Source organism: Cellulomonas sp. Marseille-Q8402, from assembly GCF_965119525.1.
Genome location: NZ_CBCPLX010000001.1, coordinates 1,316,008 through 1,332,286 on the forward strand (window position 1 = coordinate 1,316,008; position 16,279 = coordinate 1,332,286).

A 16,279-nucleotide genomic window follows, 5' to 3' on the forward strand; every position below is an offset into this window, starting at 1 on the left:
TGTCAGGGCCGCGACACTCTACCAACGCCCAGGTGGGACCCGGGGCCGAACACGGCGCCCGGGATCACAGCCGGGCCAGCGCGTCGAGGATGCCCAGCGCCGCCTTCTCGGCGGTCTTCTCCGTCGCGGCCGCCTCGTACCAGGCGCGGGCGCTGCGCCGCAGCGGCTCGCCCGCCCGGACGGCTCGCACGATCGCGGCGCCCAGCACCTCGGGCGACGTCGACGCCGCGACGTAGCCGTTGACCCCGTCCTCGACCAGCTCGACCGAGGCGTTGTCCTCGGCGCGCACCAGCACCACCGGCGTCCCCACCGCGCAGGCCTCGACGACGACCAGGCCGTAGCCCTCGCGCCGGGACGGGTTGACGAGCACCGCGGCCGCGCGCAGGTGCGCGTCGAGCTGCTCCTCCGGCACGAACCCGGGCAGGTCGACGACGTCCTCCAGGCCCAGCCGGGCCACCTCGGCACGGACGACCGCGCGCTGCGGGCCCTCGCCGAGCACCACCGCGCGCAGGCCCGGCACCTGCTGCCGTGCCCACGCGACGGCCGCGGGGATCGACTCCACCCGCTTGTCGCCGATGTGCCGGCCGACGTAGAGCACGGTCGGCGGCAGGTCTGCGGGCCGGGGAACGGGCGCCTCGGCCACCGTGCCCGCGATCAGGCCGGGGCTGACCACCGGCGCGCGGCGGGCGCCCTCGGCCGCGAGCCGGCGACCGTTCATCCGCGAGTGGCAGGACACCAGCGGGCTGATCCGCACGGCGAGCCGCTGGAGGGTCGCCGCCACCCGGCCCGTCACCGCACCGGAGTACGCGAGCCACTGGTCGGGCCGCCAGACCTCGAGGAAGTCGGCGCAGATGCGGGTCCGGCTGCCCAGCAGCGCCAGGCGGGCCGCGACGACGTTCAGCACCGGCAGCGCGCTGACCACCAGGGCGTCGTAGGACCGGCGGTGGGTCACGAGGTGCCGGAACAGCCCCGCGGCGAACCGCAGCGCCCCGAGCGGCTTGCGGTTCCCCGTCGCGTCGTACAGCTCGAACGGGGCGCTCACCGCGACGACGTCGACGCCGTCGCGGGTCGGGGCCGCGGCCGGCCACTGCCGCCGGGTCAGGTAGGTGACCTCGTGCCCGGCGCGCGCCCACGCGTCGGCGAACTGGCCGTACTGCCGCTCACCGCCACCGGTCGTCAGCGGGAAGAAGCAGTCGTAGGCCACGGCGATGCGCACCCGGGGAGCCTACCGAGCGCACGACGGGCCCCGGAGCAGCAGGCCCGCGCGGTAGCCTCACTGGCGCGCGACGCGCGACACCACCGAGCGAGGACCGAGGATGACCCTGCCCCAGCACGAGCGCACCGACGACGGCACGCCCTCCCCCGCCGAGCACGCGCCCTCCCCGGCAGCGGTGACCGTCACGGCGCCGCCGTCGCCCCGGAAGGTGTTCTGGCTCGCGTTCGCGGTGCTGATGGCGCTCACCTCCGCGTGGTCCCTGGCGTCGCCCCTGGCGGCAGGCCCGGACGAGAACGCGCACATCGTGAAGGCCGCGGCCGTGGTCCGCGGCGACCTGCGCGGCGACCCGCTGGCGGCGAGCCCCGGGGCGGGCGTCGTCACGGTCCCGACCCTCTACGGGGTCATGATGGGCTACCCCACCTGCTTCGTCTTCCAGGGCGACGTGCCGGCGGACTGCCAGCCCGAGCTCCCCGCCGGGGCGGCCGCCGAGGCCGACACCCAGGCGGAGACGTGGGTCATCCGGAACAACCCGCTCTACTACGCGATCACCGGCCTGCCGACGCTCCTGCCCGCCGGTGAGTACACGCTGTACCTGATGCGCCTGGTGAGCGCCGCCCTCTGCTCCGCCGTGCTGGCGTGGGCCTTCCGGTCGCTGGCCGAGATCACCCGCCGGCCGCTCGTCATCGCCGGCCTCGTCACCGCCGTGACCCCGATGGTCGTGTTCCTCAACAGCACCGTGAACCCGTCCGCGCTCGAGATCAGCGCCGCGCTCGCCCTGTGGGTCGCGGTGCTCGCGCTGGTGCGGGCTCCCGACCCGGCTCGCCTGGTCCCCCGAGCCGCCGGCATCGCCGTCCTCGCCGTGGTGCTGGGCAACGCCCGCGGGACGTCGCCGCTCTACGTCGCCGTGATCGCGCTCGCCGTGGCCGTGCTCGTCGGGCCGTGGCGCAACTTCACCGCCGCGCTGCTGGACCGGCGCACCTGGCCCTGGCTCGGCGTGATCGCCGTCGGCAACCTCGCGTCGCTCTGGTGGAGCATGAGCGCCGGCACGCTCGAGGCCGGCGGCGCCGGGCACCCCGAGCTCGGCTTCCTGTCGACCGCCAACCGGACGTTCTTCGACACGGGCGACTTCCTCATCGCCAGCATCGGCCGGTTCGGCTGGACCGACACCCACCTGCCGATGCTCGCGTACCTGGTGTACGCGGCGCTGGCCGGGTTCCCGATCCTCCTGGCGCTGTGCGTCGGGGACCGGCGGACCAGGATCGCGATGCTGGGCGTGCTCGCCGTGGCCGTCTTCCTCCCGGTGCTCGTGCACGCCTGGCAGGCGCGGAACGTCGGCTACATCTGGACCGCCCGCTACTCGATGCCGCTCTTCGTCGGCGTGTCCGTCACGGCCGGGTTCCTGTGCCGGGACCTGCTGCGGCCGCTCCCCCGGTGGGTCGGCGACCGCATCGCCGGCTCCGTCGCGGTGCTGGCCGCGATCGGGATGGTCGCCGCCTTCCTCACGAACCTGCGCCGGTACGTCGTCGGCGACACCGGGTCCTGGCGGCAGATCTTCTCCGGCGAGTGGCAGCCCCCGGTCCCCGGGTTCGTGCTGTTCCTGGTGGTGCTCGCCGCGCTCGGCGCCGGGGTCTGGCTGCTCGGCCGCCTCGTGCGGGCACCGGAGCCGGAGGAGCCCGTGCTCCTCGAGGAGGCGCCTGGTCGTCAGGTCGCGCCGGCCGCCCGGTAGGTCGCGACGTGGGCGGCGGCCGACGCCGCCCACGTCATGTCGCCGGCCACCCGCAGCGCCGCCGCGGAGCGCGCCGACCGGTCCTCGGTCACCGCCGAGGTGAGTGCCGCGGCGAGCGCGTCGGGGTCGGCCGGGTCGGCCAGGACACCGGCGTCCCCGGCGAACTCCGCCATCGACGACCCCGCCGACGTGACGACCGGCACGCCGTGCGCCATCGCCTCCAGCACCGGCATGCCGAAGCCCTCCCACAGCGACGGGAAGGCGAAGGCGGTCGCCCCCGCGTACGCCGCGTGCAGGTCGGCCTCGGGCAGCCGGCCCAGCAGGTGCACCGCGCCCGCCGGCAGCGCCGCGAGCGCGCGGTCCACCGCCTCGGCGGTGTCGCCCCAGCCCGCCGGTCCGACCAGGACCAGGTCGGGGAACTCCGCCGCCCCCGCCGCCGCCCGCGCGTAGGCCTCGACCAGCCCGGGCAGGTTCTTCCGCGGCTCGAGCGTGCCGCACCACAGCACGTACGGGCGGTGCACGCCGTACCGGGCGCGCCAGGCCGCGCGGTCGGCCTCCGTCACCGGCAGCGCGCGCACCCCGTGCGGCACCACGTCGACCCGCCCCGCCTCGATCCCCGCCTCGACGCAGTCGTCGCGCGTGGCGACCGACGGCACGACCACGCGGGCGGCCTCGTCGCGGGTGATCGCGAGCGCGCGGCGGAAGAACTGGTTGCCCCGCGCGGTGAAGTGCCCGGGCTCGCGCAGGAACGCCAGGTCGTGCACCGTCACCACGAGCGGCGCCCGGTGGCCCGGCACCGCCCAGGTGGTCGCGTGCACGACGTCGGCCCGCACCCGGCCGTCGGCGCGGGGGCGGCGCGCGCGGGACCACGCCTCGTAGAGCGCCCGCCGCGGCAGGGGCGAGTGCGCCACCGGGATGCCGAGACCCGCGTCGCCGTCGCCCCGGGCCGCCACGCCCCGGGGCCGGGCGCCGGCCGCGGGCAGCGCGGCGACGAGCTCCCGGATGTACGAGCCGGAGCCGCCGGGCACGGGCTGCCAGAGCTGCTCCACGGTCAGGGCGACGTCCACCCGCGCGAGCCTAGACTGCCCGCGTGCCCGCCCCCGCCTCCGTCCGCGCCGTCGTCGTCACCTGGAACGGGGCGCACCTGCTGCCCGACTGCCTCGACTCGCTGCGCGCGCAGACCGTCGGCGACGACCTGGAGGTGCTGGTCGTCGACAACGCCTCGACGGACGGCACGACCGAGCTGCTGGCCGAGCGCTACCCGGAGGTGCGCGTCCTGCGGGCACCGCGGAACCTGGGGTTCGCCGGGGGCGTCGCGCTCGGCACGCAGGACTTCGCGGGCGACTGGCTGGTGCTCCTCAACAACGACGCCGCCTTCGCGCCGGACGCGGTCGAGCGGCTGCGCGCCGCGGCGACGGCCCCCGGTGCCGACGACGTCGGCGCGGTCACGGCGCGCATCCTGCTGGCCGAGCCGGACGGCGCTCCCCCGCGGCTGGTGAACTCCACCGGCAACGTCGTGACGCGCGCCGGCACGGGCACCGACCGCGACTGGCTGGTCCCGGTCGGCCGCGAGTCCACGGACCCCGACGTCTTCGGGCTGTGCGGCGGCGCCGCGCTGCTGCGCGCCTCGGCGCTGGCGGCCGTCGGCGGGTTCGACGCCGACCTGTTCCTCTACTACGAGGACACCGACGTCTCGTGGCGGCTGCGCGCCGCCGGGTGGCGGGTGGTCTACGCCGCGGACGCCACGGCGGTGCACCGGCACGCCGCCAGCTCGGACGCCGCGTCGCCGCTGTTCCGCTACTACAACACCCGCAACTCGCTGACGGTGTTCACCCGGCACGCCCCGCTCGGGGTCGTGGCCGGCTCCGCCGCACGCCAGCTGGCCGGCCTGCTCAGGAGCGCCGCCCGGTCGGGGCCCCGCGACCCGCTGACCCGGGCCCGCCTGCGCGGCCTGCGCGACTGGGCCAGGCGGCTGCCCCGGACCCTGGCCGAGCGGCGCGCGACGTGGGCCGGGGCACCCGTCGCGCGGGGTGACGTCGCGCACTACCTCACCGGGCGCTGAGGCTCCCCGACCCGCGGCGCGGCGACCGGCCGAGGTCACCGCGCGCCGTGGGTGCGCGCCGTGGGTGCGCCCCGCACAAGGCGTCCGGGTACGCTCGGCCTCCGGCCCTTCACCCCTGCCAGGAAGGCTCCCCCTCCGTGCAGTTCTGCAGCATCGCCGCCGGTTCCGACCCGGCGGCGCAGCGCCTGACGCTGGGCGACGCCCTGCGGCACCACCCCGGCTCGCGCGCGGTGGTGCTCGACGTCGACGGCGCGTGCGCGGGCTGGACCGAGGTCGAGGTCCTCACCCCGGCCGACATCGGCGTCCCGGCGCGGCTGCTGCACGCCGCCGGCCTGCTGGCGGAGCCGGACCAGCTGCGGTCCTGGCTGCTGCCGCACCTCCTCGCCCACCTGGTCGGGCGGGGCGAGGTCGCGGTCCACCTCACCGCCGGCGTCCGGCTGCTGGCGCCGCTGACCCCGCTGACCGACGCCGCCGCCGACCGCGGCCTCGCGCTCGTCGCCCGCTGCTCCGCGCTGCCGCCGGCGGACCGCCGCACCCCGAGCACCGAGGACCTCGTGGCCGCGGGCCCGTACCGGGAGGCCGTGCTCGCCGCGGCGCCCGCGGCGCTGCCGCGGCTGCGGCAGTGGGCCGCGGAGTCCGACCTCGGCCGGGCGAACGCGTGGCAGGCGCTGGCCGCCGTGTCCGACGCGGCCGTGCTCCCGTCCGCGACCCTGCTGTCCCGCTGGGACCTCGCTCCGGCCACGCAGGTGACCGGGGACGGGGACGTGCTGACCGTCGACGGCACGCGCGTGCTCGCGATCGACCTGACCCAGTTCGACCCCGACCGCCCGTGGCTGCTGTCGACCGTCGACGCGGACACCACCCGGGCCGTGCTGACGGACCACCCCGCCGTGCGGGAGGCCGCCGTGCGGCACGCGGCCGAGCTGGCCGCGACGACGGACGCCCCCGGTGCCGGTGCGGTCGTCGACCCGCCCTTCACGCGGACGAGCGACGGCCTCCCCGTCGACCCGGCGATGCGCCGGGCGTTCCGGGACGCGGTGGTCAACCCGCCCGAGGGCACGCCCGAGCCGCCCGACCCGTTCGACGCCGCCGATCCGGGTGCGTTCACCCGCTGGCTCGACGAGGTCGTGACCGACGGCGTCCCGCTCACCCGCTACCTGCTGGCGCTCTACGAGGACCGGGACGACCTCCGCCGCGAGTTCCCGCACGTCCCGGGTCCGGACAGCGCCCGGTTCGTCGACTGGCTCGACCGGCACGCCCGGCACGAGAACGACTACGCGGTCGCCCTGCTCGAGTCGGGGTCGCGCACGGCACGCCGCGCCCCGGCCGTGCAGCAGAAGGGTGCGCGGCCCCCCGGCCTCAACGTCGTCGGCTACCTGCACGGCGAGCTCGGCATCGGCGAGTCGGCCCGGCTCATGCTGCAGGCCCTCGCCACCACCGACGTGCCGTACTCCACCATCTCCGTCGGCCGGCACCTGCAGTCGCGGCAGGGCACCGGGCTGGGCCGCCTGGCGGGCGAGCCGCAGCGCTTCGACGTCACCCTGCTCTGCGTGAACGCCGACCAGACGGGCGCCGCGCTCGCCGCCGAGCCCGACCTGCTGCGCTCCCGGTACCGGATCGGCATGTGGTACTGGGAGGTCGAGGACTTCCCCGCCACGATGCACGGCGGGTTCGGGCACGTCGACGAGGTCTGGGTCGCCTCGGACTTCGTCCGCGAGGCGATCGCCCGGCACACCGACCTGCCCGTCGTGACGGTGCCGCCGCCGCTGCCGCAGGCCACCGCGCCGACGACGCTGAGCCGCACGGACCTCGGGCTCCCCGAGGACCGCCCCGTCGTGCTGTTCTCGTTCGACTACCTGAGCACGGCCGAGCGGAAGAACCCGGTCGGCGCGATCGAGGCGTTCCGGCGCGCGTTCGCCCCGGACGAGGGCCCCGTGCTGGTGATCAAGTCGATCAACGCGGACAAGCGGGTCGGCGACGCCGAGCGGCTCCGCCTGCGTGCCGCGGACGAGCCCGACGTGCTGCTGCTCGAGGAGTACCTGAGCGCCGAGGCGCGCGACGCGCTGGTCCAGCACTGCGACGCGTACCTGTCCCTGCACCGCTCGGAGGGGCTCGGCCTGACCATCGCCGAGGCGATGGCGCACGGCAAGCCCGTGATCGCCACGGCGTACAGCGGCAACCTGCAGTTCATGACCGAGCACAACGCGTTCCTCGTGCCCTGGCAGCCGACCACGGTGCCCGAGCACTGCGAGCCGTACCCGGTCGGCACGCAGTGGGCCGACCCGGACCTGGACGCGGCCGCCGCCGCCCTCCGTCAGGTCGTCGACGAGCCCGCGCTCGCCACGGCCCGCGGGCAGCGCGCCGCCTTCGACATCCGCGAGCACCACTCCGCGGCCGTGGCCGGCGCGCGCATCGCCGCCCGGCTCACCGAGGTCCGTGCGGAGCTGCCGCGCCTCGTGTGGCGCTCCCGCGCCCGGCGCGCCCAGCAGCTGGCCCGGCGCGCGCTCGGCCGCTGACCGCCCGCCGCAGCCCGGACGACGAGAGGGCCGGCACCCCGTGGGTGCCGGCCCTCTCGTCGTCGCTGCTCAGTCCTCCTGCTGCGCGGCCTCGGCCCCGCCGAGCACCCGCCGGACCCGCCCGGACGCGCGCCGCACGACCTCCTTGGGCCCGCCCGCGGTCAGGTACTGCTTGGCCAGCACGATGTCGTCCCGCACGCTCGGGCGCTTGCGCTGGAACGCGCGCGCGGTCGACGTCGGCGTGCCCAGCGCGTGCGCCAGGTCGACGGCCCGGCGCGGGTTCCGGCAGAACTCCACCAGCGGCCGCAGCGCGGTGCTCCAGGTGAACCGGTCGGCGAACGCCCGGACGTTGTCCCGCGCGAGCTGGGCCGCGTCGGCGTCGTAGAGCATCTCCTCGAGGGCCTCGGCGAGCGCGTCCACGTCCCGCTCCGGCACGACCCGGCCGAGGCCGTGGTCCCGGATCAGCTCGCCGAAGGTGTCGCCGCCCGTCGCGACGATCGGCAGCGAGGCCCACAGGTAGTCGAGGATCCGCGTGCGGAACGAGTACGCCGTCTCGATGTGCAGGAAGTGCGTCGAGACGCCCACGTCGGCGTCCATCAGGTAGTCGGCGCGCTCCGCGTACGGGACCCAGCCGTGGTTGAAGAACACGTGCTTGCCGGTGAGGCCGAGCTCCTCGGAGAGCTGCTGCGTCTCCCACGCCATCTTCATGTCCGGCACGCCCGGGTTCGGGTGCTTGAGGCCCATGAAGTAGAGCCGGATGTCGGGGTGCTCCCCGCGGAGCCGGTCGACGGCCCGCAGCAGGGTCAGCGGGTCGAACCAGTTGTAGACGCCGCCGCCCCAGATGATCAGCTTGTCGTCCGGGCCGATGCCGTCGACCTGGCCGCGGATCGCCGAGCGCTGCTGCACCGGGGGCTCGTCGGGGATGCCGAACGGCACCACGCTGATCAGCGCGTCCAGGCTCGCGTCCTCGTCGTACACCGCCGGGTTGATCCGGCCCTGGCCCGCGAGCTGGCCGAGCCAGAAGTCGCGCTGCTTGTCGGAGGCGCAGAGCAGGTAGTCGGCGCGGCGCAGCTGCTCGTTCAGCGCGCGGGTGGTCTCGCGCACCGCGAGCACCCGGCCGCCGGGCCCGAGGTCCCGGGCCTGCTCGAGCTGCTCCAGGTGCATCGGGTCGTAGACGTCCGCGACGATCACCTTGCTGCTCTTCTTCAGCCACGGCGCGGCCTCGAGCAGGAAGCCCTGGAACACGATCACGTCGGCCCACTCCGACGCCTCCTGGAGGCTGCGGCCGGACACGTGCCCGACCTCGAAGTCGTCCGAGGTCACCTGGCAGCCGCCGGTGGACACGAGCCGCACGTCGTGCTCGGGCGCGAGCGCGCGGGCGATCTCCCACGCGCGGATCGCGGGTCCGGCCATCCGCTCGAGCAGGGGCTCGCCGGTGACGACGAGGATCCGCTGCCGGGAGACGAAGTGCTCGCCGATGCCGAACGCGGCGACGAGCGACTTGTGCGCGTCGAGGTACGACGGGAACCCGTACGCGGGCTCGATCGCGTGCCGGAACAGCGGGAACAGGTCCCGGTCGGTGCGACGCCGCTTCCCCTGGATCTCCGCGCGGCTCCGCATGAGCGTCGGCAGGTTCTCGGTGAAGTAGTCGATCGCGTACGGGCCGGTGAGCGCCATCTTCGCGACCTCGACCGTGCCGACGTCGTCGTTGCCGGGCGAGCGCTGCAGGTCGAGCACGGTCGCGTCGGTGTCGGTCCGCGCCAGCGAGCGGCGTACGGCGAGCGCCATCGCGGCCGGCAGCGCCTTGGCGAGCGACTCGTCGTCGAAGTTCTTGTACATCGACAGCAGCGCGTTCCGCTCGAGCAGGTAGCTCTCGCGGTAGTTGCCGAACTTCTTCATCGTGACGTGGTGCTTGTGGTACGCGACCGAGCCCGGGACGTAGCGCACCCGGTAGCCGAGCAGGTTCAGGCGCCAGCCCAGGTCCACGTCCTCGTAGAACATGAAGAACCGCTCGTCGAACCCGCCGACCTCGCGGAACACCGTCGCCGGCATGACCGTCGCGGCGCCGGTCGCGAACAGCACGTCCTTCGGCACGTCGAACTCGGGCGAGTCCGCCCGGCCGACCTCGCGCTTGTAGCCCATGCCGAACCAGGTGAGGGAGCCGTCGACGTAGTCGATCGCCTCCCCGTCCCAGTCGAGGACCTTGCTGGCCACGGCGCCGATCCAGCGGTCCTCGCTGAGCGCCGCGACGGCCGCGGACACCCACTGGGGGTGCGGGCGGGCGTCGTTGTTGAGGAACGCGACGTACTCGCCGGTCGCGTGGTCCACGCCGAGGTTGCAGCCGCCGGCGAAGCCGGTGTTGGAGCCCGCCGCGACGACCGTCGCCCCGGGCACCGCCTCGCGGATCCGCTCGGCGCTGCCGTCGCCGGAGTCGTTGTCGATGACGATGAGCTCGAGCTGGTCGGCGGGCCAGTCCATCTCCGCCAGGTGCCCCAGGCACGTGATCGTGTCGTCCGCCCCGCGGTAGTTCACGAGGATCACCGAGACCACGCCCGGCCGGACGACCGGCTCGCCCCCTGCAAATCGCTTCATCGCTCTGATCAGCCCTCTGCCAGCTCCATGTCGTGCTCCACCATGCGAGCCACGACCTCCTCGAACTCCACCGTCCGCCGCCAGCCGAGCTCGCGCTCCGCCTTCGACGGGTCTCCCACCATCACCGAGGCGTCGGCGGGCCGCACGAACCGCGGGTCGACCGCGACGTGCTGCTCCCAGTCGTCGCCCACGCCGGCCCGGCGCAGCGCCGCCTCGGCGAAGTCGCGCACGGAGTGCGTGCGGCCCGTCGCCACGACGAAGTCGTCGGGCACGTCGTGCCGCAGCGCCCGCACCATCGCGTCGACGTAGTCCGGGGCCCAGCCCCAGTCACGGCGCGCGTCGAGGTTGCCGAGCGCGATCACGCCGGAGCCCGTGCGGCCGATCTCGGCCGCGGCGGCCGTGATCTTGCGCGTGACGAACGCCGTCGGCCGCAGCGGCGACTCGTGGTTGAACAGGATCGCCGTCGCCGCGTGCAGCCCCCGGCCGCGGTAGACCGCGGTCTGGTGGTGCGCGAACGCCTTGGCGGACCCGTACGGCGAGACCGGCCGGACGGGGGTCCGCTCGTCCTGCGGCTCGACCTCGGGCTGGCCGAAGATCTCCGAGCTGGACGCCTGGAGGAACCGCACGGGCCGGCCGGTCGACTCCTGCACCTGGTAGGCGGCCTCGAGCAGCGCGGCGACCGCGAGGCCGCTCAGCCGCGCGGTGAGCACCGGCTCCTGCCACGACAGCGCGACCGAGCTGATCCCCGCGAGGTTGACGACCTCGTCGGGCGCCACCTCCGCGACCAGGCCCGCGAGGCGGTCCAGGTCGCCCAGGTCGCCCTCGTGCAGCACCACGCCGGGGTGCCGCGCGTGCAGGTCGGGACCCGCGCCGTCACCGGGGCGCACCAGGCCGTGGACCTGCACGCCCTCGCCGAGCAGCCGCTCGACGAGGTACGTGCCGTCCTGACCGGTGATGCCCGTGACGAACGTCGTCGTCACCGGCTCACCGCCCGTTGAGGGCGCGCTGCTCCGCCAGGTCGTTCTCGACCATCATGCCGACGAGCTGCTGGAACCCGACCTTCGGCTGCCAGCCGAGGACGTCGTGCGCCTTCGCCGGGTCGCCGATGAGCAGGTCGACCTCGGCCGGGCGCATGAACGCCGGGTCCTGCTTGACGTAGGGCGCCCAGTCGGTGATGCCGACGTGCGCGAACGCGGCGTCGAGCAGCTCGCCGATGGAGTGGGTCTCCCCCGTCGCCACGACGTAGTCGTCGGCCTGGTCCTGCTGCAGCATCCGCCACATCGCCTCGACGTAGTCGCCGGCGAAGCCCCAGTCGCGCTTCGCGTCCAGGTTGCCCAGCGTGACGTGCTCCTGCAGGCCCAGCGAGATGCGGGCGACCGCCTGCGACACCTTGCGCGTCACGAACTCCGGGCCGCGGCGCGGGGACTCGTGGTTGAACAGGATGCCGGAGGACGCGTGCATCCCGTACGACTCGCGGTAGTTGATCGTCATGTAGTGGCCGAACACCTTGGCCACGCCGTACGGCGAGCGGGGCCACAGCAGCGTCGACTCGCGCTGCGGGACCTCCTGCACCTTGCCGTACATCTCCGAGCTGGAGGCCTGGTAGAACCGCACCTTGTCGGCGTCGTCGCCGGCGTACAGGCGCACCGCCTCGAGGATGTTGAGCACGCCCTTGCCGGTCACGTCGCTCGTCAGCTGTGCGTTCTCCCACGAGTACGCGACGAACGAGATGGCGCCGAGGTTGTAGACCTCGTCCGGCTGGGAGGTGCGCAGCGCCCGGATGAGGCTCGACATGTCGGTCAGGTCGCCCGTCAGCAGCTTGACGTCGGGCACGGTGCGCCGGACCAGCTCGATCTTCGGGTTGTTCTGGCCGCGGATCAGGCCGTAGACCTCGTAGCCCTTCGAGAGCAGCAGCTCGCTCAGGTAGAGGCCGTCCTGGCCGGTGATGCCGGTGATGAGTGCGCGGGGCATGGCTCTCGGATTCCTGTCGACGGTCGGGTGGCGGTGCACGAGCATATCGGCACGTCCTCCCCGCCGTGCGTGACCGGCCGGGAGGGACCGGATCAGGTCGGTCACCTAGGATGCCCGGGTGACTGCGCAGACGTTCGTGTCGTACGGCCAGAACCGCGAGGACGTCGTGCTCCGGCGCGCGCTCCGCGAGGTGGGGACGGGGTCGTACGTCGACGTCGGCGCGAACGACCCGCGGCTCTACTCGCTCACCCGCGGGTTCTACGACCAGGGCTGGAGCGGCATCACCGTCGAGCCCGTGCCGCACTTCGCCGCGGCCCACCGGCGCGAGCGACCCCGCGACACCCTCGTGGAGGCGGCGGTCACCGACCAGGACGTCGAGTCGGTCACGCTGCACGTCATCGGCGACACCGGCCTGTCCACGCTGGTCGACGACGTGAGCGAGCGGCACCGCCAGGACGGCTTCGAGAACCAGGACGTCACGGTCCCGGCGCTCTCCCTCGACCGCATCCTCGAGGACGCCGGCTGGGAGGGTCGCGAGATCCACTTCGTCTCCATCGACGTCGAGGGCGCCGAGCCCGAGGTCGTCCGGTCGTTCGACCTCGCGCGCTGGCGGCCCTGGATCCTCGTCGTGGAGTCGACGGCGCCGCGCAGCACCGAGCAGACGCACCACGCCTGGGAGCCCCGCGTGCTCGAGGCCGGCTGGGTGCCGTGCCTGTTCGACGGGCTGTCCCGCTACTACGCCTCCCCCGACCACCCCGAGCTGGTCGAGCTGCTCTCCTACCCGGCGTGCCCGCTCGACGAGTTCGACACCGACGCCGACCGGCAGCGCCGCGACACCATCGAGCGGCAGCAGCGCGAGCTCGACGAGGCGTTCGCGGAGACGGTGCGGTGGCGCACCGCGGCGCTGACCCGGTGGGCCGAGTCCTCCGCCGCGCGCTCCGACGACGGCCACGCGGCGGCGCGGGCCGCTCACCTCGAGGCCGAGCTCGCGGCGACCCGCAGCACGCTGTCCTGGCGGGTGACCGCCCCGTTGCGCGCCGTGCGCCGCGGCGGGCGGGCGGACCGGTGACGGCCACCACCGTCCCCGCCCGCACCGCCGCCCTGCTCGCGCAGCGGCTGCGTGCGGCCGCCGACGCCGTGCTCGCCGACCCGCCGGCACGGCACGCCGACCACGCCGCCGAGGCGGACGCCTGCCTGACGGCCCTCGTCGCGGAGCTCCAGCGCGAGCCGGGGACCGAGCTGGTGTGGCTGCTGCTCAGCGTGCTCGCCGGGGCGTTCCCCACCACGGACGACGTGCGCGACGTCCGTCGTGCCCTGGATCTGGAGGACGAGCAGGGCCTCACGCTGCGCCTGCTCGACCGGGCACACAGGCTGGCCACGTCCTTCCGGGGCCACGACCGCGAGGTGGTCGTGGCGACCGGGGTCGTGGTCGACGTCGACATGTGCGCCCGGTTCGACTTCCACAACGGCATCCAGCGCGTGGCTCGTGAGGTCGCGCGCCGCTGGGCCACGGAGCACCCGGTGACGTTCGTCGCCTGGACCGAGACGGCCGGTGCGACGCGTGCCCTCACCGACCGCGAGGCCGAGCGTGCCCTGCGCTGGCAGGACTCGGCGGAGGCGGCGCTCGGGCTCGTCGAGTCGGAGGACGCCGACGCGGCGGCGCAGCCCCTCGTCGTGCCGTGGCGCGCCCAGGTCGTGCTGCTCGAGGTCCCGCTGCCCGACTCCCGCTGCAGCCGCATCGCGGCGCTCGCCGAGACCTCCGGGTCCACGGTCGACGGGATCGGGTACGACGCGATCCCGCTGATCAGCGCGGACATCCGCCCGCTCGGCGAGCCCAACGGGTTCGTCACGTACCTGACCGCCGTGAAGCACGCGCGCCGGGTCGCCGGCATCAGCGCCTCCGCCGCCGAGGAGTTCCGCGGGTTCGCGCAGGCACTCGCCGCGCAGGGCCTGACGGGTCCCGACGTCTCGGAGGTCACCCTGCCGATCAGCGTGCCGGACGCCCCGGGAGGCTGGGTGCGCACCGAGCCCGTGCGACCCGCCGTGCTCAGCGTCGGCCGGCTCGAGCCGCACAAGAACCACGCGGCGCTCCTGCACGCGGCCGAGCGGCTCTGGGACGAGGGGGTCGACTTCACGCTGCGCCTGGTGGGCGGGCCCGGCTGGGACGCCGACCGCTCGGAGGCGGTCGCGACGATCGAGCGGCTGCGCAGCGCAGGCCGCCCGGTCGAGTGGCTGCGTGGCGTCGGCGACCAGGAGATGTGGCAGCTGATCCGCTCCGCGTCCTGCACCGCGTTCGTCTCGCTGCACGAGGGCTACGGCCTGCCGGTCGCGGAGTCCCTCGCGTGCGGGACGCCGGTGCTCACCACCGCCTACGGGAGCCAGGGCCAGATCGCGCGCGACGGCGGCTGCCTGACCGTCGATCCGCGGGACGACGACGACGTGCTCGACGGCCTGCGACGGATCGTGACCGACGGGGCGCTCCGCGACCGGCTGCGCGCCGAGGCCGCGGCCCGGCCCGTGCGCACGTGGGACGGCTACGCCGGGCAGCTGTGGACCCGGCTCGTGGGAGGTGCCGCGTGAACCCGCTCGCCCGTCGTGCCGTGACTCGCGCACGCACCGTGCTGCGGCCCCCGCACGCCGCGAGGCCGACGCCCGACGCCTGGGCGCGCCGGGTCGGGACGCTGGTGCGGGTGCTCGAGGAGGACGCCGGGACGGCGCCCGACGCCGGCGCGGACGTGGAGGCGCGGCTGCTGCGCCTGCTCGGAACGGCCACGGAGGCGCAGGTGTGGCTGACACTGGCCGTGCTGTCCGCGCGGCTGCCGGAGCCCGGCCAGGTGGTCGCCGCCCGTCGCGCCGCCCGCACGCAGGGGCCCGCCGCCGTGCTCGCGGCGGCGCGTGCTGCCGGCACCTCCGCCTCCGTCCGGCGCGAGGTGCGCGTCGTGCGTGACGAGACGCTCGTCGACATGGGCGACCTGGTGCTGTTCCCGCTGGGGACCGGCATCCAGCGCGTCGCCCGGCACGTCGGCCGCGAGTGGCGGGACCGGCACGACGTGACCGCGGTCGCCTGGACGCCCGAGCTCGACGCCATGCGCGCCCTGACGCCCGCCGAACGGGACGCCGCGCTCGGCGACGCCGACGTGCCGCAGCTGGTCGGGGTGGCCGACGCGCCCGCGAGGTCCGGGCGCTCAGCCGCGACCGAGGTGGTCGTGCCGTGGCGCGGGTCCTACCTGCTGCCGGAGCTCGCCATCCAGCCCCGCCGGTGCGCCGCCCTGCACGGGCTCGCCGCGCACTCGCCGACACGCTGCGGGGTCATCGGGTTCGACCTGGTGCCGATCACCTCCGCGGAGACCTCCGCCGAGGGCTTCGCCGCCGTGTTCGCCCTGAACCTCGCCGCCGTCGCCGAGTTCGACGTCGTCGCCCCGATCTCGCAGGCGGCGTCGACCGAGTACGCCGGCTGGCGACGGATGCTCGGCGGGGCCGGTCTGCCGGGCCCGCGCATCCACGCAGTCCAGCTGCCGGCCCACGCGCCGGAGCCGACCGAGGCCGACCTCGCGGAGGCGCGGGCGAGGTTCACCGTCGGCGGCCGCCCGATGGTGCTGTGCGTCGGCAGCCACGAGCCGCGCAAGAACCACCTGGCGGTCCTGCACGCCGCGGAGCTGCTCTGGCGCCGCGGGCACCGGTTCAGCCTCACCTTCGTCGGCGGCAACTCGTGGAACAGCGAGGCGTTCTCGCGGCGCCTCGGCGAGCTGCAGGGCGCGGGCCGGCCGGTCGAGACGGTCAGCCGGCTGGACGACCGGCTCCTCTGGGCCGCCTACCGCATCGCGCACTGCAGCGTCTTCCCGTCCCTCAACGAGGGCTTCGGCCTGCCGGTCGCGGAGTCGATCGCGTCCGGCACCCCGGCGCTCGCGTCCGACTTCGGCAGCATGCGCGAGATCGCCGCACGCGGCGGCGCCCTGCTCGTCGACCCCCGGGACGACGACGCCGTGGCCGCCGGCCTCGAGCGCCTGCTGACGGACGGGGAGCTGCACGCTCGTCTGGTCGCGGAGGCCGCCGCCGTGCCCGAGACGTCGTGGGCGGACTACGCCGAGCAGGTCTGGCAGGCCCTGCAGGGCGACGTCCAGGACGACGAGGGCAGCACCGTCTCCACGCACGAGTAGTCTGTCGTGGCCGATCCAGCGGTCGGCCGTCGTCCCCCC

General features: G+C 75.1%; 11 protein-coding genes. 6 read left to right on the plus strand and 5 right to left on the minus strand.

Features of this window, described 5'->3' with window-relative positions; translation table 11 throughout:
* Nucleotides 1-64: 64 nt before the first annotated feature.
* Nucleotides 65-1,216 carry a glycosyltransferase gene (locus ACWPWW_RS06015; protein WP_454049428.1) on the minus strand — a complete coding sequence of 384 codons (1,152 nt, stop codon included), beginning with the start codon at nt 1,214-1,216 and terminating at the stop codon, nt 65-67.
* A gap of 100 nt (nt 1,217-1,316) precedes the next feature.
* Here ACWPWW_RS06015 and ACWPWW_RS06020 point away from each other — a divergent pair, with 100 nt between their 5' ends.
* Complete coding sequence (locus tag ACWPWW_RS06020; protein WP_454049429.1) at nt 1,317-2,942, plus strand: DUF2142 domain-containing protein; 1,626 nt, start codon at nt 1,317-1,319, stop codon at nt 2,940-2,942.
* Here ACWPWW_RS06020 and ACWPWW_RS06025 read toward each other — a convergent pair.
* Complete coding sequence (locus ACWPWW_RS06025) at nt 2,918-4,009, minus strand: glycosyltransferase family 4 protein (RefSeq protein ID WP_454049430.1); 1,092 nt, start codon at nt 4,007-4,009, stop codon at nt 2,918-2,920. The two genes, ACWPWW_RS06020 and ACWPWW_RS06025, sit on opposite strands and share 25 nt — an antisense overlap.
* 23 nt (nt 4,010-4,032) lie before the next feature.
* Here ACWPWW_RS06025 and ACWPWW_RS06030 point away from each other — a divergent pair, with 23 nt between their 5' ends.
* Both ACWPWW_RS06030 and ACWPWW_RS06035 read left to right on the plus strand, forming a co-directional pair.
* Nucleotides 4,033-5,004: a glycosyltransferase family 2 protein gene (locus ACWPWW_RS06030; protein WP_454049431.1), complete on the plus strand. Its 972-nt coding sequence runs from the start codon at nt 4,033-4,035 to the stop codon at nt 5,002-5,004.
* Nucleotides 5,005-5,141: 137 nt separating this feature from the next.
* A complete protein-coding gene (locus tag ACWPWW_RS06035; RefSeq protein ID WP_454049432.1) occupies nt 5,142-7,520 on the plus strand; it encodes a glycosyltransferase in 2,379 nt (792 codons plus the stop codon).
* Nucleotides 7,521-7,589: 69 nt separating this feature from the next.
* Here the strand turns inward: ACWPWW_RS06035 and ACWPWW_RS06040 are convergent, their stop codons facing one another.
* The 3 genes from ACWPWW_RS06040 to ACWPWW_RS06050 are packed head-to-tail and all read right to left on the minus strand — an operon-like array spanning nt 7,590 to nt 12,083.
* Nucleotides 7,590-10,112 carry a glycosyltransferase gene (locus ACWPWW_RS06040; RefSeq protein ID WP_454049433.1) on the minus strand — a complete coding sequence of 841 codons (2,523 nt, stop codon included), beginning with the start codon at nt 10,110-10,112 and terminating at the stop codon, nt 7,590-7,592.
* An 8-nt stretch (nt 10,113-10,120) separates the two neighbouring features.
* Nucleotides 10,121-11,092, minus strand: a complete 972-nt coding sequence (locus ACWPWW_RS06045) for a GDP-mannose 4,6-dehydratase (protein ID WP_454049434.1) — start codon at nt 11,090-11,092, stop codon at nt 10,121-10,123.
* A gap of 4 nt (nt 11,093-11,096) precedes the next feature.
* The gene (locus tag ACWPWW_RS06050; RefSeq protein WP_454049435.1) at nt 11,097-12,083 is read right to left on the minus strand and encodes a GDP-mannose 4,6-dehydratase; all 987 of its coding nucleotides are present in this window, start codon (nt 12,081-12,083) and stop codon (nt 11,097-11,099) included.
* A gap of 118 nt (nt 12,084-12,201) precedes the next feature.
* Between ACWPWW_RS06050 and ACWPWW_RS06055 the strand changes: the two genes are divergently transcribed.
* From ACWPWW_RS06055 to ACWPWW_RS06065, 3 genes are read left to right on the plus strand one after another with little or no spacing between them, the layout of a single operon-like run.
* Nucleotides 12,202-13,152 (plus strand): FkbM family methyltransferase, encoded by a 951-nt coding sequence (locus ACWPWW_RS06055; RefSeq protein WP_454049436.1) that lies wholly within the window; start codon nt 12,202-12,204, stop codon nt 13,150-13,152.
* Nucleotides 13,149-14,663: a glycosyltransferase gene (locus ACWPWW_RS06060; RefSeq protein ID WP_454049437.1), complete on the plus strand. Its 1,515-nt coding sequence runs from the start codon at nt 13,149-13,151 to the stop codon at nt 14,661-14,663. The genes ACWPWW_RS06055 and ACWPWW_RS06060 overlap by 4 nt, the downstream gene beginning before the upstream one ends.
* Nucleotides 14,664-14,683: 20 nt before the next feature.
* Nucleotides 14,684-16,240: a glycosyltransferase family 4 protein gene (locus tag ACWPWW_RS06065; RefSeq protein WP_454049438.1), complete on the plus strand. Its 1,557-nt coding sequence runs from the start codon at nt 14,684-14,686 to the stop codon at nt 16,238-16,240.
* Nucleotides 16,241-16,279: the final 39 nt, after the last annotated feature.